The organism is Mycolicibacterium arenosum, from assembly GCF_024320865.1.
Taxonomy (GTDB): Bacteria; Actinomycetota; Actinomycetes; order Mycobacteriales; family Mycobacteriaceae; genus Mycobacterium; species Mycobacterium arenosum.
Window position 1 is genome coordinate 112,891 of record NZ_JANDBD010000003.1, and the last position, 25,261, is coordinate 138,151.

General features: G+C 68.3%; 22 protein-coding genes. 6 read left to right on the forward strand and 16 right to left on the reverse strand.

Going from position 1 to position 25,261, the window contains the following annotated elements; all coding sequences use genetic code 11:
• Positions 1–160: 160 nt before the first annotated feature.
• A complete protein-coding gene (locus NM203_RS33295; protein WP_255059257.1) occupies positions 161–1,651 on the reverse strand; it encodes an SMP-30/gluconolactonase/LRE family protein in 1,491 nt (496 codons plus the stop codon).
• Between the two features lie 19 nt (positions 1,652–1,670).
• Between NM203_RS33295 and NM203_RS07795 the strand changes: the two genes are divergently transcribed.
• Positions 1,671–1,832 (forward strand): hypothetical protein, encoded by a 162-nt coding sequence (locus NM203_RS07795; protein ID WP_255059258.1) that lies wholly within the window; start codon positions 1,671–1,673, stop codon positions 1,830–1,832.
• 517 nt (positions 1,833–2,349) lie between these two features.
• On the opposite strand, the gene NM203_RS07800 is transcribed toward NM203_RS07795, so the two are convergent.
• The 4 genes from NM203_RS07800 to NM203_RS07815 are packed head-to-tail and all read right to left on the reverse strand — an operon-like array spanning position 2,350 to position 5,956.
• On the reverse strand, positions 2,350–2,886 hold the full coding sequence (locus NM203_RS07800) for a hypothetical protein (RefSeq protein ID WP_255059259.1): 537 nt from the start codon (positions 2,884–2,886) through the stop codon (positions 2,350–2,352).
• A gap of 48 nt (positions 2,887–2,934) precedes the next feature.
• The gene (locus NM203_RS07805) at positions 2,935–3,834 is read right to left on the reverse strand and encodes a TIGR03620 family F420-dependent LLM class oxidoreductase (RefSeq protein ID WP_255059260.1); all 900 of its coding nucleotides are present in this window, start codon (positions 3,832–3,834) and stop codon (positions 2,935–2,937) included.
• A gap of 18 nt (positions 3,835–3,852) precedes the next feature.
• Entirely contained in the window at positions 3,853–4,929 is a 1,077-nt protein-coding gene (locus tag NM203_RS07810) for an NAD(P)H-dependent amine dehydrogenase family protein (protein WP_255059261.1), read from the reverse strand.
• A gap of 7 nt (positions 4,930–4,936) precedes the next feature.
• Positions 4,937–5,956, reverse strand: coding sequence for a Rieske 2Fe-2S domain-containing protein (locus tag NM203_RS07815; RefSeq protein ID WP_255059262.1), 1,020 nt, complete (start codon positions 5,954–5,956; stop codon positions 4,937–4,939).
• Positions 5,957–6,050: 94 nt separating this feature from the next.
• Between NM203_RS07815 and NM203_RS07820 the strand changes: the two genes are divergently transcribed.
• Positions 6,051–6,605 (forward strand): TetR/AcrR family transcriptional regulator, encoded by a 555-nt coding sequence (locus NM203_RS07820; protein ID WP_255059715.1) that lies wholly within the window; start codon positions 6,051–6,053, stop codon positions 6,603–6,605.
• Between the two features lie 3 nt (positions 6,606–6,608).
• Here NM203_RS07820 and NM203_RS07825 read toward each other — a convergent pair whose 3' ends face one another.
• From NM203_RS07825 to ttfA, 8 genes are all read right to left on the reverse strand, one after another.
• Complete coding sequence (locus tag NM203_RS07825) at positions 6,609–6,779, reverse strand: hypothetical protein (protein ID WP_255059263.1); 171 nt, start codon at positions 6,777–6,779, stop codon at positions 6,609–6,611.
• Positions 6,780–6,890: 111 nt separating this feature from the next.
• On the reverse strand, positions 6,891–8,729 hold the full coding sequence (nhaA, locus tag NM203_RS07830; protein WP_255059264.1) for a Na+/H+ antiporter NhaA: 1,839 nt from the start codon (positions 8,727–8,729) through the stop codon (positions 6,891–6,893).
• Positions 8,726–10,678, reverse strand: a complete 1,953-nt coding sequence (locus NM203_RS07835) for an acetoacetate--CoA ligase (RefSeq protein ID WP_255059265.1) — start codon at positions 10,676–10,678, stop codon at positions 8,726–8,728. The genes nhaA and NM203_RS07835 overlap by 4 nt, the downstream gene beginning before the upstream one ends.
• Positions 10,679–11,836: a glycoside hydrolase family 76 protein gene (locus tag NM203_RS07840; protein WP_255059266.1), complete on the reverse strand. Its 1,158-nt coding sequence runs from the start codon at positions 11,834–11,836 to the stop codon at positions 10,679–10,681.
• Between the two features lie 77 nt (positions 11,837–11,913).
• Positions 11,914–12,561, reverse strand: a complete 648-nt coding sequence (locus NM203_RS07845) for a TrmH family RNA methyltransferase (protein ID WP_255059267.1) — start codon at positions 12,559–12,561, stop codon at positions 11,914–11,916.
• Entirely contained in the window at positions 12,554–13,456 is a 903-nt protein-coding gene (locus NM203_RS07850) for a hypothetical protein (RefSeq protein ID WP_255059268.1), read from the reverse strand. Before NM203_RS07850 ends, NM203_RS07845 begins: the two co-directional genes overlap by 8 nt.
• On the reverse strand, positions 13,456–14,232 hold the full coding sequence (locus NM203_RS07855) for an SDR family NAD(P)-dependent oxidoreductase (protein ID WP_255059269.1): 777 nt from the start codon (positions 14,230–14,232) through the stop codon (positions 13,456–13,458). The genes NM203_RS07850 and NM203_RS07855 overlap by 1 nt, the downstream gene beginning before the upstream one ends.
• 14 nt (positions 14,233–14,246) lie before the next feature.
• Positions 14,247–15,050: a trehalose monomycolate transport factor TtfA gene (ttfA, locus tag NM203_RS07860; RefSeq protein ID WP_255059271.1), complete on the reverse strand. Its 804-nt coding sequence runs from the start codon at positions 15,048–15,050 to the stop codon at positions 14,247–14,249.
• Between the two features lie 179 nt (positions 15,051–15,229).
• Here ttfA and NM203_RS07865 point away from each other — a divergent pair, with 179 nt between their 5' ends.
• The gene (locus NM203_RS07865; RefSeq protein ID WP_255059272.1) at positions 15,230–15,910 is read left to right on the forward strand and encodes an SDR family NAD(P)-dependent oxidoreductase; all 681 of its coding nucleotides are present in this window, start codon (positions 15,230–15,232) and stop codon (positions 15,908–15,910) included.
• On the opposite strand, the gene NM203_RS07870 is transcribed toward NM203_RS07865, so the two are convergent.
• Together NM203_RS07870 and clpB are read right to left on the reverse strand one after the other, a co-directional pair.
• Positions 15,907–17,205 (reverse strand): alpha/beta hydrolase domain-containing protein, encoded by a 1,299-nt coding sequence (locus NM203_RS07870; RefSeq protein WP_255059273.1) that lies wholly within the window; start codon positions 17,203–17,205, stop codon positions 15,907–15,909. The two genes, NM203_RS07865 and NM203_RS07870, sit on opposite strands and share 4 nt — an antisense overlap.
• A gap of 68 nt (positions 17,206–17,273) precedes the next feature.
• Entirely contained in the window at positions 17,274–19,820 is a 2,547-nt protein-coding gene (clpB, locus tag NM203_RS07875; RefSeq protein WP_255059274.1) for an ATP-dependent chaperone ClpB, read from the reverse strand.
• A gap of 198 nt (positions 19,821–20,018) precedes the next feature.
• Between clpB and NM203_RS07880 the strand changes: the two genes are divergently transcribed.
• On the forward strand, positions 20,019–20,585 hold the full coding sequence (locus NM203_RS07880) for an Rv0361 family membrane protein (protein WP_255059275.1): 567 nt from the start codon (positions 20,019–20,021) through the stop codon (positions 20,583–20,585).
• Between the two features lie 4 nt (positions 20,586–20,589).
• Here the strand turns inward: NM203_RS07880 and NM203_RS07885 are convergent, their stop codons facing one another.
• The gene (locus tag NM203_RS07885; RefSeq protein WP_408633314.1) at positions 20,590–21,540 is read right to left on the reverse strand and encodes a putative antibiotic biosynthesis monooxygenase; all 951 of its coding nucleotides are present in this window, start codon (positions 21,538–21,540) and stop codon (positions 20,590–20,592) included.
• 174 nt (positions 21,541–21,714) lie between these two features.
• On the opposite strand from NM203_RS07885, the gene NM203_RS07890 reads away from it, so the two are divergent.
• Positions 21,715–22,542, forward strand: coding sequence for an FAD binding domain-containing protein (locus tag NM203_RS07890; protein WP_255059277.1), 828 nt, complete (start codon positions 21,715–21,717; stop codon positions 22,540–22,542).
• Positions 22,539–25,259: a molybdopterin-dependent oxidoreductase gene (locus NM203_RS07895; protein ID WP_255059278.1), complete on the forward strand. Its 2,721-nt coding sequence runs from the start codon at positions 22,539–22,541 to the stop codon at positions 25,257–25,259. The genes NM203_RS07890 and NM203_RS07895 overlap by 4 nt, the downstream gene beginning before the upstream one ends.
• Positions 25,260–25,261 lie beyond the last annotated feature (2 nt).

Consider the following 25,261-nt stretch of genomic DNA (forward strand, 5'->3'; position numbering starts at 1 on the left):
CACCTCCTGTGCGACTACGAAACTCGACTCTCTGCGCGGGGCCCGTGTCATCCGCCGGCTGATTGTCGCCACTGCTGACTGTGATCGCCATCAGGCGCCCGCGAAAGGGGGCCTGATCGACCTAGCGGTGCACGGAACCTCGGAGAGGACGGATTCGATGTCAGACCCGAATCATCACCAGCCCGGTCTGAGGAATGAACGCGTCCCCGTGATCCGTCACCGCAATCCCGTGAGCGCGGCTGCCGGGTGTCGCGGCATCGGTAGTCTTACCCGACCCGACGTACATCTGCGTGACCTTCTCACCGTTCGGGTGGTACTTCACGACCTTGGCGTCGGTGGCGCTGAGCACGTAGACGTCACCCGCGGCGTCGAGCCCGATGTCGTACGGCGCGTTGAGACCGTCCGCGCCACCTCCCGAGTGGTTCGGATCGGTGGCGTAGGTGCTGCCCCACGAGCCGGTCTGCTTGTACGTGCCGTCCGCCTGCTTCGTCCACACCTGGACGCGGCTGTTGGTGGCCTCGGTGGTGTAGATCGTCGACCCGTCAGGCGACACGGCGATCCCGTTGAGGTTGTTGAACTTGCCCAACTCGTAACTGGACGGGTCGTTTTGGTTCCCGGACACCGAATCGCCGAATCGCGTCAGCAGCGTTCCGTCGGTGTCGTACACCAGAACGGTACCCACCTGCTGCTGCGTCCACATGCCCTGCGCCACATACAGCCGACCCTGGTCATCAGTGGCGATGCGATAGCCCTCCGGCGTAATCGTCTTCGGCCCGTACGTATACGTGTCGAGCTTGAAGGTCGGGTCGACCTTGTACGAGCCGTCCAGCCCGCGCACGAGCTTCTTCGGCGTCGCCGGCGCACATCCGGCACACGGCTCCTGTTTGATGAGGTCACCGTCGACGACGTAGAGGTAGTCGCCGTTGGGACCGGGCGCGACGTCGAGGACGGGGAACGGCAGGGTGTCGACCCGAATCAGTTCGTTGTCGGGTGAGTAGACGTAGAGCTTGTTTCCGGCCGGCACGTAGAGATTGCCCTGCGCGTCGGTCTGACCGCCGCCCTCGCCACCTTTCGCGGCGATGGTTCCGAGTTGGTAACCGTCCGCGTTGGGGTCGGTGATGGCCGTGGTCCCCTGGACGATGGGTGTGTTCTCGATGCCGAACGCCTCGTTGAACTGGCGACGAACGAGTAGAAGCGCCCCCCATAGCGTCGGCCAGTCCTCCGTGCCACCGGGTCCGTAGTAGGACGCGAACAGCTTGAGAGTGAACGTCATCCCAGCCGAGATTAGCTTGGTCGACGTCGATACCAGAGCCTCCAGTAGCGACGGTGCCGGATCCGCCGCGACAGTGGGTACCAACGCGTCGAGCGCGCTGAATGTGCGGGCCTGCGCGAGGTCGGAAATGTTGGTTGCGGCGATGTTCGTCGGTTCTGCGAGGTCCGCGCCTGCGACCTCACCGCCCTTCGGATGCGCTGCGAATGACGGCGGCGGTGACGCGGTCTTCCGCTGGCCGGTGAGGCCGGTGTTCGGCACGACGGCGTTCTCGAGCTTGTCGACGTCTCCGTTCGACTTGGGTTGCAGCGGAACGGCTTCCGGGGTCGCGGTGGGCGCCACGGCGATCGGCGTCGCCGTCGGGCTGACGACCGGTTCCACCGGCTCTGCCGTAGCGGGCGTGGTGGGCTCCGAGGATTCGACTGTTCTGGTGGCGCTCGTGTTCTCCGACACGATCGACCCCGAGCTGCCAAAGGTCACCGTCGGCGTCGATCCGCCACCGATGACGGTCGTGGTCGACGATCCGGTGGTGCTGGTCGTCGTCGTGGTTGTGGTCGTCTGATTCGCACCGCCGTCGTGATCGGCTTCGGTGGTGCCCTCACCACTTATCGGCTGAGTCACCGCATTGGACTGATCACCGCCCTCGCCACTCGGCGAATCGGCGTTGTTCGACGTGCCCGTGTCGTCGGCCCACGCGACGCCCGGAGCGGCCGACACTGCGAACCCCACACCCAACGCCACGGCCAACGCGCCTACCCTGCCAACGTATTTTGCGCAGCACATTTGAGACTCCCCCTGTTCAGCCCGACCTCCACGGTCGGGTCCCCTTCTGAACAGCATCGCCGAACTCATCGGTCGTTGAATCAGGGAAATCCCTGAACTTTCTCGGCCGCGGAACCCCACACCCCTATGTAGAGAAGAGGCCGAAGTGCGTCGACCGCGCGCCGTCGACGTCCGAACGCGTGACGCGTCGGCAAGTCTTGCCCGCGTGCGCTCGACCGCCCATCGGCGACCTACCGAGACCGATACGCGCGATCAGCTCGAATTCGTTTGCGGAGCTTACGTTCTCCTCCGGAGAGCTAGCCTTCCAGCTGCGGCTTGATCTTCGCGATGAGGTCCATGGCCGCGGCGGTGGACTCGTCGGCGGTCATCTCGATCGGCGACGCGACCTGCACCGAGTTGTAGCGATCGTCCGCCGCGAATTCGACGGCTCCCGCGAGGCTGCGCGTTCCGTCCGGTCCCGGCACGGTCGGCACCTCGATCTCGGGCAGCGTGTTGTTCACCGCGGTGCCGGGAGCCCCGATGTCGACCGACACCGACACGTAGGTCTCGGGGTTCTCCCAGAGGCACGCCGTCGTGGCGCCCTGCCCGCTCGGGACGCCGTCAACGGTGATGCCGATCAACGGAGCGACGTCGTCGGCCGACGAGAGCAGCGCACACGCGTCGACCGCGTCGGCGTCGTCCCCCGCCGTGTCGGCGCGCGCCGACGACTCAATGGACGACATGGCCGCCGCGCCGTCGTTCTCCGGTGTCGCGGATGACGGCTCGGTCTCCGAACAGCCGGCGAGCGCCAGACAGAGAGCAGCGAAGAACAGGGCGGAGTGGCCACGAGTCATGGCTCCGACGCTAACGTCCTCCAGCGCGGCGAGATATAGGGCGTTTCCCTATCCCAGCTGAAGCGCGGACGCCAGTTCGCGCAGCGCAGGGCGCGGGTCGATCGTCGGATTGTCACCCAGCACCTGGACGACGACGTGATCGGCACCCGCGTCGAGGTGCGCCGTCACCGCGGCCGCGGCGTCGTCGACCGACCCGGTGCCGACGATCGCACGGGCCAGCTTGTCCGAACCGCCCGGCACCAGGTCGGACTCGTCGAAGCCCTGACGGAGCCACGAGTTCCGGTAGTTCGGCAGCCCGCTGTATCCCATCAGGTGACCGTGCGCCCACTGCAGTTGGTCCTCGTCCGTCCCGCCGATCGCCACGGCCTGCTCCGACACGATCCACTTGTCCGGACCCAGGATGTCGCGCGTCACCCGCGTCTGATCGGGCAGCACGAGATACGGGTGAGCGCCGTCCGCGTCGGTGCCCGAGAGCTCGATCATCTTCGGACCGAGCGCCGCCAGCAGTCGCACCGGCCGTCCTGAGCCGGGTTCGATCTGCTCGGGCACGGCGGCCATCTTCTCGAGGTAGGTGCGCATGGTGGCCAGCGGCTTGGCGTAGCTGCCGCCCATGTTGCCCTCGACCAACGGTGCGTGACTCACGCCCAGCCCGAGGATGAAGCGCCGCGGGAACAGGTTGTTCAGGGTCCGACCCGCGACCTCGGCCGTCGACGGGACGCGGACGTGGATGTTGGCGATGCCGGTTCCCACCACCAAGCGCTCGGTGGCGGACAGGAACGCCGCAGACTCGACGAGGGCGTCCTTGAAGCCGATTTCCGGGATGAACAACGAGCCGTAGCCGAGCGCCTCGATGTCCCGCGCAACGGCCTGCGCGTCGGGCATGGCCCACGTTTCGCTGGCCCACCAAACGCCGATCTGCGAGGGGAAGTCGATGTCGGGTTTAGTCATGCCCCGATGTTAGACGGCCTACGCGAAGCGTCCGGCGAACCCCCGCAGCGGGAGGTCGGCGCTGGTGAGCAGTCCGGGCGGCGCCGCGACGACGGACCGGATGGCGTGCAGAGCGGGCATGCCGGTGACGGTCATGCCGATCGACGCGAAGTTCTCGGGGTTCGACAGGTCGACGCCGGGCTTCGGGAAGATCATGTGCTTGTTGTAGACGCAGGGATCGCCCTTGATCTGAGTGATGTAGCAGCCCTTGATATCCCAGCTCGGATCGGTGTGCGGCGTCATCTGCCACTCCAGGTGCGTCTCGACGCGCGCCACCCCGTCCACCATGCCCTGGTACTTGATGTAGTTGCCGCCCAGCGACCCCTTCGGCAGCACGTACCAGCCCAGGTCGACGTCCTTCGTGCAGGCGCCGAGTTCGTAGCTGAACGCGACCTCGTCGAGCTCGAGACCGAAGCAGTCGGCCATCATCAGCACGCTGTCGGCGAACACCTCGGTGTACTTGCGGAGCCTGCCGGGAATCGACGGATCATCAACGGGCAGGCCGTATCCCACCTCGATCCAGGTGTCCTTGCTGTGGTGGCACGACACGTCAACGGACTCGATGGTGGTGACGTTCTCGATCTCGGCGACGTCGGCCGAGCACACCACGCCGAGGATCTGGTTCACACCGGGGTTCATGCCGGTGCCGTAGAACGTCGAACCACCCTTCTCACACGCTTCGGCAAGGACCCGGCTGACCGGTTTCCCCGACGGGTGGGGGTGGTTGGTGTCACGGTGCCAGCCGGTGATCCAGTCGGCGGTGGTCACGATGTCGATGCCGGCCTCGAGCACCTTCACGTAGAGGTCCTCGTCGGGGAAGACGCCGTGAAAGGTCAGCACATCCGGCTCGGCGGCGATGATCTCGTCGACGGTGCCGGTGGCGGTCACGCCGATAGGGCCGATGCCCGCCAGCTCCCCGGCGTCCCTGCCGATCTTGTCCGGCGAGTAGCAGTGCACCCCGACGAGTTCCAGCTCCGACTGGGTGGTGAAGCGCTTGATCATCTCGGAACCGACGTTGCCGGTCGCGACCTGGAACACCCGGATCGGTGAATTCATCTGCTGCTCAGCCTTTCTGGTGTGCAAGGTCCGCAGCACTTCCGCCGCGGCCGTCGGGATAGAACTGCATGGCCCACGTGCGGATCGCGGTGAAGCCCTCGTATTCGGAGGTGGACAGCGCCGGCGGATCCGAGTAGCGCTGGTGGCTCCAGATGTAGATGTCCTGCCTGAACTGGCGGATGATCTCCTCGCCGAATGCGATGGCCTTCTGCTCGGCACGCGGTGAATCCTTACCGGGGACGCGGCCGATGTAGACCATGAAGCGGACATCCGAGGTGTACTCGTCGACGGGAGTGATGGCCGAGATCGTCCGGTTGTCGACCATCCCCCAGCTCTTGGTGACGGCGATGCCGAGTCCGCCGTTGATCGCCTCGACGCCGCTGTTGACGTCCTCGATCCGCTGCCCGTCGTCGCCCTCGAAGGTGATGGTGAAGTCCACGTACGACACGGCATCGGCGAAATCGTGCCGGGTGAAGATCGGGTTGATCGGCGTCTCGTGGACGTACTTGAAATGGGCGAAGTCGACGCCGTTCTCGAGCACGTACTGGGGGTGCATCTCGTGGCCCTGCTCGAACAGGCGCTGCTGCGGGTAGTAGTCGTCGACGCTGCTGCCGTCCTCGAAGCTCGCGAAGACGTCGGGTGCGTCGAAGAACGGCTCGCGACCCTCGAGGTCGTGCCAGATGTAGATCGATGCGTTGCGTTCGATGACGGGGTAGGTCTTGATGCGACGGCCGCGGTTGGGCCGACTCTCGTAGGGAATGCACACGTTTCGCCCCTCCTGACTCCACTGCCAGCCGTGGAAGGGACACTGCAGGACCTCGCCGACGACCTTGCCGCCGAACCCCAGGTGGGCGCCGAGGTGTTCGCAGTAGGCGTTCATGACGGTGACCTGGCCGGCCTCCGACCGCCAGGCGACCATGTCCTCGCCGAAGTACTTCATCACGTGCACGTCGCCGACGCCGACCTCGTCGGACCAGGCGACCTGGAACCAACCGGTCGGCTTCATCGACAGTGGCGGTTTGGCCATGTCGACAAGAATCACAGAGGGTTCTATGATTCGTCAAGTGGCGGAGACCAACGCGCGGCGCACCAACAAGCGGGGCCAGGCGACCCGCGATGCAATGCTCGACGCCGCCCTGAGCGCGCTGGCCACCGGGGACACCGCGGCGGCGTCGGCCAATCGGATCGCCAAGGACGCGGGCGTCACCTGGGGCGCGATCAAGTATCAGTTCGGCGATATCGACGGACTCTGGGCGGCGGTCCTGCAGCGCACCGCGGAGCGACGCGGCCAGTTGCCGTCGCAGGCGACACCGGACGCGCCCCTGCGCGAACGGGTCGCGGCGATCATCGACCTGCTGTTCGACGGCCTCTCGGCCCCGGACTCCCGCGCCATCGAGACGCTGCGGGCCGCCCTCCCCCGCGACGGCGCCGAACTCGAGCGGCTCTACCCGCAGACGGCAGCGGAACTCCAGTCGTGGGGGCGGAGCTGGATTCTGGCCTGTCAGAGGGCTTTCGCGGACGTGGACGTCGATCCCGAGCGCGTCCGCGAGGTGGCGTCGTTCATACCCGGTGCGATGCGGGGCCTGGTGTCCGAACGTCAACTCGGCTCGTACTACGACCTCGACCTCGCCCGCACCGGGCTGACCAACGCGATCGTGAGCTACCTCCGCACATAGCGATCAGCGGCTCTGCTGCACCGTGGTGTCGACCGACGGCGCGTGCGCCTGCTGGTTGGTGTCGACGGCCCAGTCGTGGTGACCGATGTCGGCCTGCGCGGGCGCGGCCAGTCCGAGCACGGCGGCGGCGAGACCACTGGCGATCACTGCGGCGATGGTGGTGTTCTTCGTCACGAGTTACTCCTTCTACTGCAACCGAATTCATCTGAACTCGGTACTGCAGGGTCCAACGCGCCACGTGCCGAATTAATTTCCCTTGCTAACGAGTTGCCCCGACGCGATCGGCTACTCGGGCGCCGTCTCCTCAAGCGCCCGAATCAGACTCGCCGCGTCGAACGGCCCCTTGTGCCGCATGCCGTTGACGAAGAACGTGGGCGTGGAGTTCAGGTCCATCAACTCGGCGTCCTGCGCGTCGTCCTGCACTCGGTGCAGCACGTGCGACGAGTGCAGATCCTCGTCGAACTTCTTGATGTCACAGCCGATTCCGTCGGCGTACCGGTAGATGTGCTCCCATTCCAGGTAGTCCTGGAACTCGAACATCCTGATCCCCATCTCGAAGAACTTGCCCTGCAGGCCGGCCGCCTCGGCGGCCCGCGCCGCGTCCATGGCGTGCGGGTGCACCCGTTCGAGCGGCAGGTGCCGCCAGACGTACCGCAGCCGGTCGCCGAAGTGGTCGCGCACCTCGTCGATGGACCCCGTCGCGCGGCTGCAGAACGGGCACTCGTAGTCGCCGTACTCCACCAGCGTGAGCTCCGCGTTGGGGTTGCCCCGCATGTGGTCGCGGTCGGGATCGACCTCGCGAATCAGCTTGGCGCCGACGGCCACCGGCGGGAACAGTCGGTCGGTGACCAGGAACCAGAGCCAGCCCAGTGCAAACGCCAGCACCGACGCCGCCAGCACGCCGACGCGGGCCTGATCCTGCTTGACGGGGTCGGCGATCGCGATGTCGACGATGAAAAGCGAGATCGTGAATCCGATCCCCGACAGGGCCGCACCACCCGCGACCCGGCGCAGCGTCAGGCCGGGCGCCAACTGCCCGATACCGGTGGCACGCACCAGCGCCGTCGCGGCGGTGATCCCGACGAACTTGCCTACGACGAGGCCGGCGATGACACCCCACGTGAGCGGTGACCGGAACGCCGCCGAGATGGTCGCGAGGTCGAGCCGCACCCCCGCGTTGGCGAGGGCGAACAGCGGCAGCACCAGATACGAGACGTACGGCCCGACGCTGGTGGTCAGCCTCTCGTTGATCGAGATCGACTGCCGCAGGCTGCGCGTGGCGGCCCTGGCGTACTCGGAGTTCGGCGACTGCCGGAACGCGCGGATCACCTCCGCGGCCTCCTCGACGCGCTCGCGCTCCGGGGTGAACACCGGGATCAGCAGCGCGACGGCGACGCCCGCGAGCGTCGGGTGCACACCCCCGGCGAACAGCGCGAGCCACAGTGCGAACGCCAACGCGCAGTACGCGGGACCGCGCAGCACCATCGGCAGCAGACGCACCGCGGCCAGCGCCGCGATGAGTCCCAACGAGAGGACCAGCGGCCAGATCTCGACCTCGTCGGAGTAGAACAGCGCGATCGCCAGCAGCGCACCGACGTCGTCGACGACGGCGAGCGTCAGCAGGAACGTCCGCAACCGCGCGGGGAACTTCGGGCCGATGATCGCCAGGGCGCCGACGAGAAACGCCGTGTCCGTGGAGATCACCACGCCCCACGCCCGCGCGTCGTCGCCGCTGGGGTTGAGCAGCAGGAAGATCACCGCGGGCACCACCAGGCCCGCCAGCGCCGCGACGACCGGCACGGCGGCACGCGACTTGTCGGTGAGCTCGCCGATCGTGAACTGGCTCTTGACCTCCAGACCGACGATGAAGAAGAAGAACGCCATCAACCCGTCGTTCACGAGGTGCTTGACGCTCAACTCGGCGTGCATGTCACCGAACACCAGGCCGACGTGCATGTTCCAGAAGTCGGTGTAGCTCTGCGCCCACGGCGAGTTGGCCCACACGATCGCCAGCAGGGTGAAGAGCAGCAACAGGGCGGCGGCGGTGTTCTCGCCGCCCCTGGCGGCCGTCGGATCCCGTCCGAAACGGCTCGGCGCCGACGCGGGCCGGGTCTGCTCGGTCACGTGCGCGCGTACCCCGCGAACACGTCCAGTAACTCCGGGCGGTCCACCGCGCTCGGCGTGAGCACGGTGGAAGCCTTGGCGCCCAGGAGTATTCGCTTGATCGGAATCTCCAGGCGCTTACCGGTCATCGTGCGCGGAATGCCGGGCACCGCGATCACGTCGTCGGGCACGTGCCTCGGCGACGCGCCGGTCCTGATGGCCGCGACGATGCGATCGCGCAGGGCGTCGTCGAGATCGGCGCCGTCGGTGAGCGTGACGAACAGCGGCATCCAGTAGCCGCCGTCGTCCAACTCGCACCCCACCACCAGGCAGTCCTGCACCTCGGCGAGGCCCTCGACCGCGTTGTAGATCTCGGCGCTGCCCATCCGGACGCCCATCCGGTTCAGGGTGGCGTCGGAACGACCGTGCACCACAACCGAATTCCGATCGGTGATCGTCAGCCAGTCGCCGTGGCACCAGACGCCGGGATACTTGTCGAAGTAGGCCCCGCGGTACTTCTCCCCGTCCGGATCGTTCCAGAAGAACACCGGCATCGACGGCATCGGCTTGGTGACCACCAACTCGCCGGCCTCGTCACGCACCGGCGTGCCGCCCTCACCCCATGCCTCGACGGCCGCACCGAGACACAGCACGTTGAGCTCGCCGGCACGGATCGGCACCAGCGGACACCCGCCGATGAACGCCGTCACCACGTCGGTACCGCCGCTGCAGGACACGACCGGAACGCTGCGGCCCAGACCCTGCTGAATCCAGCGGTATCCCGACGCGGGTAACGGCGAGCCCGTCGACCCCACCGCGCGCACGCCGTCCAGCGCGTAGTCGCGTCCCGGCCGCAACTCCTCCTTGGCACACGACAGCCAGTAACCCGCACCGGCGCCGAACACCGTCACGCCCGCATCGGCCGCGACCTGCCACAGGTGGTCGGTCGAACCGTGCGTGGGGCTGCCGTCGTACAGCACGATCGTCGACCCGACTAGGAGGCCGCCCAGGAGCAGGTTCCACATCATCCAGCTGGTCGAGGACTGCCAGAAGAAGCGGTCCTCGGGTTTCAGGTCGAGGTGCAGGCTCAGGTACTTGAGGTGTTCGAGCACCACCCCGCCGTGCCCGTGCACGATGCCCTTGGGCGTGCCCGTCGTCCCCGACGAGAACAGCACCCACAGCGGATGGCCGAACCGCACCGCGGTGATCTGCAGCGGCACATCGTGATTCAGCACCTCCGCCCACGGCGTGACGTCGTCCGGGGCGGGCAGCCCGATCCTCGGCACCAGCACCGTCGCCGTCAGCGTCGGCAGCTGGGAGCGGATCTCCGCCAGTTCGGCGCTGCGGTCGACGCGCTTGCCGTTGTACAGCGAGCCGTCGCTGGCGACGAGCACGACGGGTTCGAGCTGCCCCAGCCGCGCGACCACGCCGGGAACGGCGACGTCCTGATTGCACACCGCCCACGTCGCACCGACAGCCGCGGCGCCGAGGAACGCGACGACGGCCTCGGCGACGTTGGGCAGGTACCCGACGACGCGGTCGCCGGGTTTCACGCCCAGCGTGCGCAGATGGTGGGCGAACGACGCGGTCTCCTCGCGAAGCCGCTCCCACGACCAGTCGGTCGAACCGTCCTCCCCGACCGCGACGAGGGCGGGCCGGTCGGTGGTCTCGTGCCGGAACACCTCCGATGCGTAGTTCACCGACAGGCCCGGAAACCACTGCGCGCCCGGCATCTCCGCGGAGGCGAGCACGGTCTCGGGAGTCGTCGTGGACCGCACCGCGAAGAAGTGCCAGACCGCTTCCCAGAACCAGGCGACGTCGCGCACCGACTCCTCCCAGAGCTCCTGGTAGTCGGCGAACTCGCCGCGGCCGGTCTCGCCGAGCCACGCCGTGAAGCGGGTGAGGTTCGCATTGTCGATGTCCGCCTGGCCGGGGGTCCAGCTTCCCGTCAGTTCATCGGCACCGGTCATCTACTCGTCGTCCTCCTTCGACGGCTCGGTCTCGAGTTCCAAAGCGAGCTGCGGCCCGTCGTCGGTGAGCGTGTGCGCGGCCTCCATCAGCATCCACCCCGACAACTGCACCGACAGGTCCTTCTCCGGCACCTCGGAGGCGTTCACCGCGCCCTCGACGAACTCCGCGCTCTTGCCGCCCGCGCCCGGCAGTTCGGCGTTGCGGTCCCAGAAGGCGCCGAACAGTGGCAGCCCGTCCACGGTCTGCCGGTAGTCCCACGCCGACTGTGCCGACTTCACCACCAGTTCCCTTGCCGCCGAGCGGGTTTCCTCGTCCTCAGGCGTCCGTTCGGGCAACGTGGTCGCGACCAGCGCGAGGTAGCGCGCCGTGATCCCGTTGAACAGTCCGCCGTCACCACCACCCGCGCCGCGGATCACGCCGTCGGTCGCCATGTTGTCGCGGACCGCGGCCACCAGCCGGTGTACGCGCAACGCGTGCCGCTCGTCCTCGGTCCGGGCGGCGAGTTCGGTCTCGAGGCCCAACACCACGCCCTGGCAGTAGGTGTACTGCGCGCGCACCAGCGAGCCGGCCTTGATGCCGTCGAACACCAGGCCCGTCTCGGGGTCGATGAGGGTCTCGTCGATCCAGTCGGCCATCTGCTGCGCTCGCCGCAGCCTGTCGTCGTAGCGGGCCAGGAAGATCCCGGCGGGCCCGTTGGCGGGGGCGTTGAAGAACTGGTCCTGCTTGCGCCACGGGATGCCGCCGCCGTCCTCGGGCACCCACGCGTTGAGGAACTGGTCGGCGAGCTTCTCCAGCGCCTTGGGCCGCTCGACGCCGCACAGCCGGCCCGCCCGTTCGAGCGCGAGCGCCAGCCAGGCCATGTCGTCGTAGTAGTCGTTGATCCAGCGGCCGGTGTTGCGGATGCGGTGCGCGCGGATCTGTCGGTTGATCCTGGTGAGGCGCTCGGGCTGCGGATCGCGCAGCTGCGCGTCGACCAGGTTGTCGAGTAGATGGGCCTGCCACCAGTAGTGCCACATGCGGAACGTGGAGTAGCGCCGCTCGGTCGGCCATGCGACGACGCCGAGCTGAGTGCCCGGCAGGTGCCACAGCCGCTTCAGGTGCCGCTTCGCGATGGCCGCCTCCGAGCTGGCCGCGCGATTCGCCCATAGCTGATCCATTGTTCTTCTTCCCGTCGCTTCGCTCGCCCTGGCGTTCTTCCCGTCGCTTCGCTCGCCCTGGTGCCGTTGATCCTGCCCTACCAGGCGGAGGAGAGGTCGGCGTGTTGCGTGATCCACGCGTGCATGGCGATACCGGCGGCGACGCCGGCGTTGATGCTGCGCGTCGAGCCGAACTGGGCGATCGACACCGTCAGTGACGCGCTGCGGCGAGCGGCCTCGGTGATTCCGGGCCCCTCCTGCCCGAAGACCAGCAGGCACTCCCGCGGCAACCGGGCACCTTCGATGGGCACCGAGCCCGGCACGTTGTCGACGGCGACCACCTCGAGTCCGGCCTCGGCCGCGAAGGACGTCAACGCCGCGGTGTCGTCGTGGTGGCGCAGCCGCTGGTAGCGGTCGGTGACCATGGCGCCGCGCCGATTCCACCGACGGCGGCCCACGATGTGCACGGTGTCGACGGCGAACGCGTTGGCGGTGCGGACGACGGCGCCGATGTTGGCGTCGCTGCCGAAGTTCTCGATCGCGATGTGCAGAGGGTGCCTGCGCTGGTCGATGTCGGCGATGATCGCCTCGCGGGTCCAGTAGCGGTAGGCGTCGACGACGTTGCGGGTGTCACCGGCGGCGAGCAACTCGGGGTCGTACCGAGGATCGTCGGGGAGTGGCCCCTGCCAGGGCCCGACCCCGACGCTGACGCCCGCCGTCCACTCCGTCGGCCCCGGCTCAGTCACGCGGCGTCGTCCACAGCGCGGCGTGCGTGCCGATCACCGACACCGAGGAGTAGAGCAGCGCCTGATTGATCTCGCCCTGGGAGCACAGCGAGGCCCGCACCGACACGGCGTCGAGCGACGCGTCGGGCAGCACCAACAGCGACGCCCCGTACGCCGAGCACGCGGGCGACAGCCCCTGGCCGGGGACGCTGGGGGCGATCACGACCATCAGCGGCCCGCCCCGTGCCCTCGACTCGTCGCGGTATCTCTCGGCCAGGCCGGTGATGTCGAGCCCGAGCAGCATGTAGCCGTTGCCCTCGAACGCGGTCGGGTCACCCAGCGCCGTCGGGTTCAACTGGGCGCCGTCGTCGCGGAACGCCTCCACGCTGGTGGTGGTGAGCGCCAGCCCGGTGTCATTCTGCTCCACCGGCGGCAAGCCCAGCGGGTACGCCGCGGCGTAGGCGAACGTGGTGCCCTTCATGCGATCCTGCGGCGAGTAGGCGTACACCCCCCGAACCTGACTCTGGTCTCGCAGCGGGCCCAAACACACCGTCCCGGAGAGCCTTTCGGGAGTCGGCGACGTTGCTGGCCGAAGGTTGAGGTTCGTGACGCCGACGCATCCGCCGATGGCGTTGGCCTCGATCGGATGGGCCAGGGCGCCGTACAGCCCGAACCGCAGCGACTCCGCTGCGACGTGCTGGCCACCCGGTTGGGCCGCCGACGCGTCGACGTCGACGAGCACGTAATCGCCGTCGAAACGCAGGTTGGCGACCGCGACGTTCCAGCCGATCACCTGCTGAGACTCGCCGATCGCCGCGGTCGGTGCGCCGTAGACGTCGGTGTCCGCGGCGTCGTCCGAGCATGCCACCACCGCGACGGTGACGAGCGCCAGCAGAACGGCGAGGAGTGCGCGCACTAGGTCCGACCGCGACCGCGTCCGACCACTTTGGTCATGGCGCGCACCAGGTTTCGCGGCACCATCCGGCCGCCCGTGGTCAGCAGCTTGTACTGCAGTCCCGGGATGATCACGACCTCGTTCTTGGCGACTCCCGCCAGGGTGTCGCGCACCACGTCGTCCACCTCGAGCCACAGGATCTTTGGCGTGCCCTCCATGTCGATGCCCGCGCGCTCGTGGAACTCGGTGCGGACGAAGCCCGGGCACAGGGCGTGCACGCCGACGCCGGTGCCGCCCAGCCCGTTGGCCAGCCCCTCGGAGAAGGAGATCACCCACGCCTTCGACGCCGAGTACGTCGACCCGCGGCCGGGAAGCAGCCCGGCCACGCTCGCGACGTTGATCACGGTGCCGGCGCCGGCGTCGAGCATCGCGGGCAGCACCGCGTGCGTCAGCTGCATGACGGCGGTGACGTTGACGTCCAACTGCGACTGAAGTGTCGCGAAGTCGGCGGACCAGAACTCGCCGGAGGTGCCGAAGCCGGCGTTGTTGACGAGCACCCGGACCCCGGCGCGCAGCCGCTCGGCGACCTTCTCCCGGTCGGCGGCGACGGCGAGGTCGGCAGGCAGGACCTCGACGGCCGCGCCCGCCTCGTCTCGTAGTTCGGCCGCGAGCTGCTGCAGACGCTCGACGTCGCGCGCGACGAGAACCAGGTCGTGGCCCTCCACGGCGTAGCGGCGCGCGAACCCCGCCCCCAGTCCGGAGGTCGGTCCGGTGATCAGTGCGACGGGTCGGGACATGCCCGACAGGTTACTTACCTCTGGTAATGCGGCGACTGGCGGCCGTTGCGGGCCTGCGGGCGCTGCTGCGTGTAGCGGCCGACGTCGGCGGGGCCCGCCGGCTGGTCGCTGCGGCCGGTGGGCAGTTCGGCCGGGCGGGCGAGCGGTCGGCTGGGCGCGGCGGGCCTGCGGGCGATCGCCTGGCCCGTGACGCCGTGCTGGCCGGGCTGCGGAACCGGCGGCAGAACGCGCAGCAGGTCGTTGAACTGGCGGACCGTGAGCAGACCCTCGTCCCACTGGGCGCGGGTGCTGCCGATCGGCATGGACACCAGCGTCCAGTTCTGCTCGTTCCACATGATCTCGGCGCAGTCGGGGGCGGCGTGGGCGAACGTCACCATCCGCCTGTCGCACGCGCGGCGCGCGGCGTCCAGGTTCGTCGAGTAGACCATCCGCGGGCCGATGGCGCCGAGCAGCCAGATGTCGCCCTCGCGTGGTTCCTTGATGTCCTTGAGCCGCATGTCCACGACGACGTTGGTGCCGACCTTGCGATGCAGCGCGATGACCGTGGCCACGTCTTCGAGGTCGAAGATGAAGACGGCCTCACCGCGGATCTGCCCGAGCACCACGTTCTTGGCGGTGACGTCGCCGACGGTGGACATGACGCCGCGCTTCCAGCGCTTCACGATGTCGTGGTTCTCGTGCTCGTAGTCGAACCCGTGACTCTTCGCCCACGACTTGCGCCGCCGCCCGAGACCGCGCTTCTTGTCGAGATCCACGTACAGCAGTACGCCCGCACCCACGAAACAGAGTGCGGACAGCGTGAACCAGAGGGGCACCATTGCCTGACAGCCTACTTGCTGGTAGCGCTTTCGCCCGAACTCGAAAAGGTCACAACCCGGTTACCAGGGAAGAGTTCCTCCTGCGAGCAGACCCGAGGGGCCCCGAATCGCGGCGATTGAGGGCCGTTCACGTCTGCTCGGCGGACGAATCGACGAGAAGAGTCGCGCACAATGATCCGATGAGCGACCTCTCCGGCAAGGCCTTCCTCGTCGTCGGCGCCACCGGCGCCCTCGGTTCACGCATCGCCCGACTGCTGGCCGGTCGCGGCGCCGACCTGACGATCAGCGGCCGTTCGGCTGACGCACTGGCCGCCCTCGGCATCGACGGGGCGCACATCCACTCAGCCGACCTGCGCGAACCGGACGCCCCGCGCTCGCTGGTGGAGGCCGCGGTCACGCAGCACGGACGGCTCGACGGCGTGATCATCGCCGCCGGGGTGGTGGCCTTCGGTCCGGTCACCGACATCGACGACGACACCGTCGACGACCTGGTGCTCGTCGACTTCCTCGCCCCGCTGCGACTGGTCCGCGCGGCGCTGCCGGCCATGGAGGCGGGCGGCGTGATCGCGGGGATCAGCGCCGTGGTCGCCGAGCAGCCGCTGCCCAACATGGCCGTCTACTCGGCGGTTAAAGCGGCGGCGGCGGCGTTGTTCACCGCGGTCCGCACCGAAGCGCGCCGCCGCAAGATCCGCATCGTCGACGTCCGGCCGCCGCACACCGAGACCGGGCTGGCCGATCGCGCGATCGCCGGCGACCCGCCGAAGCTGCCGACCGGCCTCGACCCCGACGCGGTGGCGGCGAGGATCGTCGAGGCCGTCCTCGGTAAGGAGACCGACGTTCCCAGCGCCGCGTTCAGCTAGCCGGGATACATCGCGGCGGCCAGGTCGAGGATCTCGGCTCGGTCGGCGGCCAGCAGGAAACCGTGCCGGATCGTCTGATCGAGGGCCGTTTCGAAGCGCGCCAGGTAGTCGCCGCTCCCGGCGGGGTACAGCGCGGCGAGGGTCGCGGCGTCGAACACCTCCCCCGAGCCGAACAGGAACGACATCGGGGTTTCATCCGGAGCGGTGCCCGACGTGCGGGCCGCGGGCACGTCGACCCACGGAATGCGGACGCCTCCGGTGGCAAGACCGTTGGCGTCGAGGACGAGCGCGCCGTCAGCCAGCTCCAGCGGCGGGGCGGTGGACGGTGGGACGCCGTCGCGCACCCAGCGGTGCAGGGCGGCGACGGCGGCTTGCAGCACGTAGTGGTGTTGCGGCGCGAAGTTGATGTAGTACGACAGCTGCTGGCCCATGAGCTGGTCGGTCGGCGCGTAGGCCGCCGCGAGTTCGGTGAGCGATGCGGCGCCGCTGTCGATGAAGCCGACCTTGATCGTGTAGTTGTCCGCGTGGGCGCTGCCCGGTAGCTCCCAGGCGCGCAGGTGCTCGTCGTCCGGGCGTCGCGCGTGTCGATAGCCGAGCAGGTGCCCGTCGAGCAGATCCGTCTCGGTGATCACGGTCAGGACGGGAACCCTCAGGTCGTCGCGAAACGGCGCGGGCGTCGTCGTCTCGAGCGCACTGCTGCCGTCGAGCGGGGCAGCGGTGCCGAAGCGCGAGTGAACGAGGAACCCGTCGTAGACGGCCGCTTCCGCGTCGACGTCGTTGACGTAGGTGGTCAGGAACATCGCCGACTGCGACTCGCCGACCGCCAGCACGTACTCGGGTCGAAGCCCGAATTCACCGTCGCGGACGAGGCGGCCCATCCGGGTGTAGATGTCGTAGGCGTAGGCGTCGCCGGGATGGTTCAGCGGCGAATAGCGTTCGGCGTCTTGGGCTTTCAGCGACATGTCGATGCCGACGAGATTGTCGCCGCCTTCGACGCCGACGCGCTGCACGGACACCGCGATGTAGCCGTACCCCGCTCGGACCAGCTCTCGGTGCGCCATGAACCAGACCGCGGGGGCGTCGATGCCGCCGCTGACGTTCAGCCACTCGACGACGACGGTGCCGTTGAACTCCGGTGGGGTGAGCGTGACCACCCGCGTCGTGTAGTCGGCCCGCTCCCCCGATGACGCCGTGGCGGTACCGGACACGAAGTACTCGTCGGCGGAGTAGCCGAGGAGCGAGATGTCGTAGGCGCCCAGCAAGAGGTTCGGCGGTCCGGGAACGTGGGATATCACGCCCCCATCTTGCGACTTCGGCGCGCTTACGACCCAACCTCGGGTCGTGAGCGCGCCGAAATCACGGGTTAGCCGAGAACCAGGCCGTCGCCGTCGGGGGTGACGTTGACGGGAACCACGTCGCCGTCGTGCACCTCACCGGCCAGCAACATTTTGGCCAACTGGTCGCCGATCGCCTGCTGGATCAGCCTGCGCAGCGGCCGCGCACCGTACTGCGGGTCGAACCCGCGCTCGGCCAGCCATTGCTTGGCGGGCAACGACACCTCGAGGGTGAGCCTGCGCTGGCTCAGGCGCTTCTGCAGCTGGGCCAGTTGGATGTCCACGATCGACACCAACTCGTCGGGCTGCAGGCTGTCGAAGACGATGACGTCGTCGAGCCGGTTGATGAACTCGGGCTTGAACGCCGAGCGCACCGCCGCCATCACCTGCTCCTCGGAACCGCCTGCACCGAGATTGGAGGTCAGGACCAGGATGGTGTTCCGGAAATCGACCGTCCGGCCCTGACCGTCGGTCAGCCTGCCCTCGTCGAGCACTGCGAGCAGCACGTCGAACACGTCCGGGTGGGCCTTCTCCACCTCGTCGAACAGCACCACCGAGTACGGGCGTCGACGCACGGCCTCGGTCAGCTGACCGCCCTGGTCGTAGCCGATGTAGCCGGGAGGCGCACCGACCAGCCTTGCGACGGAGTGCTTCTCGCCGTACTCGCTCATGTCGATGCGGATCATCGCCCGCTCGTCGTCGAACAGGAACTCCGCCAACGCCTTTGCGAGTTCGGTCTTGCCGACGCCCGTCGGGCCCAGGAACATGAACGAACCGGTCGGCCGGTTGGGATCGGCAACGCCGGCGCGCGTCCGGCGCACCGCATCGGACACCGCCTGCACGGCCTTGACCTGGCCGACGACCCGCTTGCCCAGCTCGGATTCCATCCGCAGCAGCTTGGCGGTCTCGCCCTCCAGCATCCGGCCGGCCGGGATCCCGGTCCACGCCGACACCACATCGGCGATGTCGTCGGGTCCGACCTCCTCCTTGAGCATCACGTTCTCGCGAGCCTCGGCCACGGGCAGAGCCGCGTCGAGCTTCTTCTCGAGCTCGGGGATGCGGCCGTAGCGGAGTTCGGAGGCCTTGGCCAGGTCGCCGTCACGCTCGGCCCGGTCGGCCTCGCCGCGCAGCCTGTCCAACTGCTCGGTGAAGTCGCGGACGACGTCGATGGCGCTCTTCTCGTTCTGCCAGCGCGTGGTCAGCTCGGCGAGCGTCTCCTTCTTGTCGGCCAGTTCGGCGCGCAGCTTCTCCAGCCGATCCTTCGACGCGTCGTCCGATTCCTTGGCCAGTGCCATCTCCTCGATCTCGAGACGACGGACGATCCGCTCGACCTCGTCGATCTCGACGGGCCGCGAGTCGATCTCCATGCGCAGCCGGGAGGCGGCCTCGTCGACCAGGTCGATGGCCTTGTCCGGCAGGAAGCGCGAGGTGATGTAGCGGTCACTGAGCGTGGCCGCCGCGACCAGGGCCGAGTCGGTGATGCGGACACCGTGGTGCACCTCGTAGCGGTCCTTGAGCCCGCGCAGGATGCCGACGGTGTCGTCGACCGACGGCTCACCGACCAGCACCTGCTGGAACCGTCGCTCGAGCGCGGCGTCCTTCTCGATGTACTTGCGGTACTCCTCGAGCGTGGTCGCCCCGACCATCCGCAGCTCGCCTCGGGCCAGCATCGGCTTGATCATGTTCCCCGCGTCCATCGCCGACTCGCCGGTCGCACCGGCACCGACGATGGTGTGCAACTCGTCGATGAACGTGATGACCTGGCCTGCCGAGTTCTTGATGTCGTCGAGCACGGCCTTCAGCCGCTCCTCGAATTCACCGCGGTACTTGGCACCCGCGACCATCGAGCCCATATCCAGGGACACGACGGTCTTGTCGCGCAGGCTCTCCGGCACGTCGCCGGCGATGATGCGCTGCGCGAGGCCCTCGACGATCGCCGTCTTGCCGACGCCGGGTTCGCCGATGAGCACCGGGTTGTTCTTGGTGCGGCGGCTCAACACCTGAACGACGCGACGAATCTCGTTGTCGCGCCCGATAACCGGGTCGAGCTTGCCCTCGCGGGCAGCGGCGGTCAGGTCGGTGGAGTACTTCTCCAAAGCCTGATACGTGCCCTCGGGGTCGGGGCTGGTGACGCGTGCGCTGCCGCGCACCTTCGTGAACGCCTCTCGCAGCGCCTGCGGCGACGCGCCGTGGTTGGTCAGCAGCTTGGCGACCTCCGACGTGCCGCTGGCGAGGCCGACCAGCAGGTGCTCGGTGGAGACGTACTCGTCGTCCATCTCGGTCGCCAGGTGCTGCGCGGTCGTGATGGCGGAGATCGACTCCGTCGACAGCTGCGGTTGCGAGTTGGACCCGGACGCGCTGGGCAGCCGCGCGATGAGGCGTTCGGCCTCGGCGCGGATGGTCGCGGGCTCGACTCCGACCGCCTCCAGCAGTGGCGCGGCGATGCCGTCGTTCTGCGTGAGCAACGCCATCAGCAGGTGGGCGGGCGTGATCTGCGGGTTTCCGGCAGCAGTAGCCGCCTGAAGCGCCGCGGTCAGGGCCGCCTGGGTCTTCGTGGTCGGATTGAACGAGTCCACGACACCTCCATTTCGATGTCTGGTGGCCGCAGGACACGGCCACGGAAAATGCTTGTCGGGTCGTACAACGTCGATAAGGTTGAGTCTGTTCCGCTCAAGTCTAACGAATATCCCGTTGGGCATACCCGAAATAGAGACCAAAGGCCTCTAGGTGTGCCGGGCCCGACCGTCGACCCGCCGGCCCTGCACACTGTTCCCATGCGCTTCAATCCGCCGCCGAACTGGCCGCCCGTCCCTCCCGGTTGGGTTCCGCCGCCCAACTGGCAGCCCGACCCGACGTGGCCTCCGCCGCCGCCCGGCTGGCAGCTCTGGGTGCCGGATCACGCGCCCGTCGGACGCAACAAGACGCCGCTCATCATCGGCGGCATCACGGTCGCGATCGTCGCCCTGGTCGCCGTGGTGCTGACCGTCGTGCTGGTGTCCCGCTCCGACTCGGGCGGCGGATCGGGGCCGTCGACCACCGCCACCGCGGCCTCCGACGAGGATCAGATCGAGGACCAGGTCGACGCATTCGAGAAAGCCTGGAACGACGAGGACTTCGCCGCGATGGAGTCCATCGTGTGCGAGGAGCTGCAGGACGATCCCGAGTTCACCGAGGAGGAGTTCCTCGCATCCCGGCAGGAGAGCGGTCGCCTGAATCTCACGGTCCTCGAGATGGACGTCACCGGGGACACGGCGGTCGTCAGCATCGAACAGCAGGGCGAGTCGGCCAACGACTTCGACTTCGCGCGCGAAGGCGACGAGTGGAAGTGGTGCGAACTCTGACGCGTCAGTGATGATCCCAGAACTGCAGCCACGTCACGTTGTCGAAGACCGCGAACGTCAGCGCGTACCCCGCCACGACGGCGGCGGCGCCGCGCAGTGACACCGCCGGGCTCGCACCGTCCACGGGATCGAGCCAGCGCCGCATCCGCCGCGCCGCGAACGGCATCAGCACCCATTGCAGCGCGGAGACACTGACCACCAGTCCGAGCCACGTGGCCAGCCACGGCGCGGCGCCGAGGTCGCGCAGTTCCGGGCTGAGGAACCGCGACAGCAACATGACGATCGGATAGAGCACCAGCAGGACGAGCATCGCCGACTTCCAACTCGGCGTCAGCTCCGCCCTGCCGTCCTCGATGCGCACGGTGGTACCGAACGGCGTCGTCTCCGATGCCGATACGGAGAACTCGCGGGTCAGCGTCGAACGCAGGCTCGGCAGTGACGCCGACCGCTCACTGGACTGCAGCCAGGCGCTGAGCAACCGTTCGGTGCGGAACCGGATCATCGACGTCCACTCGCCCGACGGCCCCGGTGGGAAGACGGCCGTGCCCTCGTAGCCCGCGAACGCCGAACTCACCTCGGTCAGATCGCCCTGCGCCCGCGCGAAGGCTGCCTCTCGGCCGGGGGCCACCGGATGCCGGAACACCGCGGCGCCCGACGGCGGCGCGCCGCCCTCGACGACGACGAGGTCCGTCGCCGCTCGGTGGAAGCCCCGCAGGGCGCCGTCGCGAAGCACGCTCGCCCGGTCGGCACCGTCGAGCCAGGCGTCGAGTTGCGACTCCGTTCCGAAGGTCACGGCGACCGCGCAGTCGAGACGCTCGTCGGCGTGTGCCGATACCGCCGACTCGACGACACCGTCGGCCGCCGACGCGCGCAATGCCTCGAGCCACTGTTCGAAGCCCTCGGGACTCACCGGCCGGTGCAGGACGGTGATGGCGGTTGCGGTCACCGGGCCCATCTTTCCACCTCCGCGAGCGAACACACCGCCGATCGCAGGAGTCACACGGTTCACCGCCTGAACAACACCGATACCAGTCGTTAACGGAAACGTCAAAATTTCTAGGCGGTTTCGGCCCCGCAGCTCAGCAAACCTTCTAGGCTCTGGCGAGCAGCCCCGGAGAGCGGAGATTCCATGGACATCACCACGGTCACCGACGTCGTGCGACGACCACCCGACCGGCCCGGCGAACTGTGGCGCGACGGTGACGCGTGGGTGGCAGGCGGCACGTGGCTGTTCTCCGATCAGCAGCCCGACGTGCGCAGGCTGATCGACCTGGCACCGCTCGGCTGGACCGAATTGCTCTCCAGCTCAGCGGGTCTCGAGATCGGTGCCATGTGCACCATCCGCGATCTGTACGCGTTCCGGGCGCCAGCCGAATGGCCGGCCGCCGCACTGATCCCCACCAGTTGCGAGGCGTTCCTGGCGTCGTTCAAGGTGTGGAACACCGCGACGGTCGGCGGCAACATCTGCATGGCCCTGCCCGCAGGCCCGATGATCACGATGACCGTCGCCCTGGAGGCGACCTACTCCCTGTGGGCGGCCGACGGTACCGAGAGAACCGTCGCGGCAATCGATTTCGTCACCGGCAACCACGCGACCGTCCTCGCGCCGGGCGAGCTGCTGCGCACGGTGCACATCCCCGCCCACGCTCTGCAGAAGCGCACCGCGCACCGCCGATTCACGCTGACCAAGATGGGCCGTTCGACGATCTTCATGATCGGCACCCAGAGCCCGGCCACCGATGATCTGCTGCTCACCATCACGGCGGGAACCACCCACCCCGTTCGGCTCGGCTTCGACTCCATGCCGACGCCCGAGGCGCTGCGGCATCGCATCGACTCGATCAGCGACGACGTGTGGTTCGACGATCCGAACGGCTCCCCCGGCCACCGGCACCACCTGGCCACGTACTACGCGGAACAGATCCGCGCCGAACTCAGCATGGGGGTCCAGGAATGACGTACACGGTTAACGGCGAAAAGTACGACGCCGAACCGGATCCCGGCCAGTGCCTGCGCACCTTCGTGCGCTCGCTGGGCGTGCACGGCGTCAAGAAGGGCTGCGACGCCGGCGACTGCGGCGCGTGTACGGTGTGGCTCGACGCAGCACCGGTGCACAGTTGCATCACCCCGGCGTTCCGCGCCGACGGCCGCGAGGTCACCACCATCGAGGGCCTCGGCACGCCGGAGAACCTGCATCCGATGCAGAAGCGGTTCCGCGACGCGCCGGGCTTCCAGTGCGGGTTCTGCACCGCGGGCATGATCATGACCTCCGCCGCGCTCACCGACGAGCAGACGCAGGACCTCCCTCGCGCGTTGAAGGGAAACCTGTGCCGCTGCACGGGATACCGGGCGATCGAGGACGCCGTCACCGGCGTCAGCGGCATCGAGCAGGCGAAACCCGGCGAGGCCGTCGGCACCAGCGTCGGCGCACCCGCGGGTGTCGGAGTGGTGACCGGGACCGTCGAGTTCACGATGGACACCCGGATGGAGGGCATGCTCCACCTCAAGGTGCTGCACTCCCCGCACGCGCACGCGCGCATCGTGTCGATCGACAGGTCGGCGGCCCTCGCGGTGCCCGGCGTGCATCGCGTCTACACCTGGGAGGACGTTCCCAGGAAGCGCTACAGCACGGCGATCCACACCGATCACCTCGTCGACCCGGACGACACCTACATGCTCGACAACGTCGTCCGCTTCGCGGGTCAGCGCGTGGTGGCGGTGCTCGCCGACTCGGTGCGCGCCGCCGAGGAGGGCGTTCGAGAAGTCGTCGTCGAGTACGAGGTGCTCCCGGCGGTCTTCGATCCCGAAGAGGCGATGGCCGACGGCGCACCGCAGTTGCACACCTACGACGATCCGTTCGCGCACGACAAGACCCGCAACGTCCTACTCGAACTACACGGCCGAATCGGCGATGTAGACCAGGGTTTCGCCGATGCCGACGTCATTCACGAGGCCACGTACTTCTCGCCCAGGGTCCAGCACGCACACCTCGAGACGCACGGCACCATCGCCTGGATGCAGGACGGCAGGCTGAACGTGCGCACGGCCTCGCAATCACCGTCGATCGCGAAGCTCAAGTTGGCCCACCTCTTCAGCCTGCGCCCCGATCAGCTTCGGGTGTTCTGCACCAGGGTCGGTGGCGGATTCGGCGGCAAGCAGGAGTTGATCTCCGAGGATCTGCCGGTGCTGGCCACCCTCGACACCGGCCGCCCGGTCTCGTTCGAGTTCACCCGCGAGGAGGAGTTCACCACCGCGTCGCCACGACATCCGATGAAGGTGACGGTGAAACTGGGCGCCACGTCGGACGGCACCCTGACGGCGTTCTCGTACCACAACATCTCGAACACCGGCGCCTACGGCAACCACGGCGGGGAGACGCTGTTCGCCGCGGGTGCCGCGATCGCGCTCTACCGTTGTCCCAACAAGAGTTTCGACGCCTGGTCGGTGTACACCAACACGGTGCCGAGCGGCGCCTTGCGCGGGTACGGCATGACTCAGCCGGCCTACGCGGTCGAGTGCGCCATCCACGAGTTGGCGCTGAAACTCGGATTGGACCCGATGGACGTGCGCAGGCGCAACGTCGTCCGCCCCGGTGACCGACTGCTGGCGATCGGCGACCACCCCGAGGACGTCGAGTTCACCGAGGACGGCGTCACCGAGTGCATCGATCTCGTCGACGCGGCGCTGCAGCGTGACGACAGCGGTCACGATCTGGGTGCGGACTGGCTGATCGGTTCCGGCGCCGCCTCGTCGCTGCACGAGACCGCCCCGCCAACCGACCACATCTCCGACGCGTGGGCCACGCTACGCGATGACGGCCGATACGAGATCGCCGTCGGGACCGTCGAATTCGGCGAGGGTACGTCCACCGTGCACGTGCAGATCGCCGCGACGAACCTCGGCACCACGCCGGACCGGGTGGTGCTGGTCCAGTCCGACACCGACCGGACCGGCTTCGACACCGGCGCCTTCGCCAGCGCGGGCATGTTCGTCGCGGGCAACGCCGTCAACTACGCCTCGAGCGCGCTGCGGCGGCGCATCCTGAGCTTCGCCGCCACCCACACCGGGGCCGCAGTCGAGGACTGCCGGATGGACGACGACGGTGTGGTGTGCGGCGACACCCGGCTGTCGCTGACCGAACTCATCGCCGCGGGACGTGCACGGGGTGCGCGATTCACGGAGTCGCGCAAGGCCTACGGCTCCCCTCGCAGCGTGACCTCGAACGCGCACGGCTTCCGCGTCGCCGTCCACCGGGTGACCGGTGAGATCCGGATCCTCTACAGCGTCCACGCGACGGACGCCGGGGTGATCATCAACCCCGCGCAGGTGCTCGGTCAGGTCGACGGGGGCGTGGCGATGGGCCTCGGGTTCGCGCTCACCGAGAACTTCCGCGTCGACGCGGCCGGTGTCATGGGCAACCCGAACCTGCGCAACTACCGCATCCCCACGTACGCCGACGTGCCCCGCACCGAGACGTTCTTCGTGGAATCCGGCGACTCCCTGGGCCCGATGAAGGCAAAGGGGATGGCGGAGTGCTGCATCAATCCCGTTGCGCCCGCCCTCGCCAACGCCGTCGAGGACGCGACGGGCGTCAGGTTCCGCGACTTGCCGCTGTCGCCGGAACGCATCTACGCCCGACTCGCCGACGAGGCGCTAACGCCGGTCACCACCTAGCC